Raw genomic sequence first — 631 nt, forward strand, 5'->3', positions numbered from 1 at the left:
GACTGCGGTCAGCGGCAGCGTCTTCGAGGTGATCGCCAGCGTCAGGATCGGCGCGTCGGCCGGATTCACCTTGGCGTAGATCGGCGGCGCCGGCAGGTCGGCGGGCAGAAGGTTGCCGGCCGCGTTGATCGCCGCCTGAACCTCCTGCTCGGCAATATCCAGGCTGAGGTCGAGGCTGAAGCGCAGCGTGATGACCGAGGCGCCGGCCGAACTCCCCGACGACATCTGCTCCAGCCCCGGCATCTGGCCGAACTGGCGCTCCAGGGGCGCGGTGACCGAAGTCGTCATGACCTCCGGGCTGGCGCCGGGATAGAAGGTCTGCACCTGGATCGTCGGGTAGTCGACCTCAGGCAAGGCCGAGAGCGGCAGGAAAAGATAGGCGATCATGCCGACCACCAGGATGGTCGCCATGATCAGCGTGGTGGCCACCGGCCGCAGGATGAAGGGCCGCGACGGGTTCAGCCAGCCGGAGACGAGACCGCTCGGCGTGCTCATTGGGCTTCGCCGGTGTCGCCACCATTTCCGCTGCTACCGCTATTGCCGCTGCCGTCGCGACGATGGTGGCGGTGGTGCTTGCGGCCGGCATCGCCCGATGCGTCCGCGCCGCCGCCTGCCGAGCCTTGGCCCTGGC

General features: G+C 68.8%; 1 protein-coding gene. It reads right to left on the bottom strand.

The annotated features are described in order from the left end of the window. Window positions 1-462: efflux RND transporter permease subunit (locus EOA49_RS32295; protein ID WP_281058474.1), on the bottom strand; the 462-nt coding region annotated here is incomplete at its 3' end. Between the last annotated feature and the right edge of the window lie 169 nt (window positions 463-631).

The sequence above is a fragment of the Mesorhizobium sp. M1A.F.Ca.IN.020.04.1.1 genome, from assembly GCF_003997315.1.
Taxonomy (GTDB): Bacteria; Pseudomonadota; Alphaproteobacteria; order Rhizobiales; family Rhizobiaceae; genus Mesorhizobium.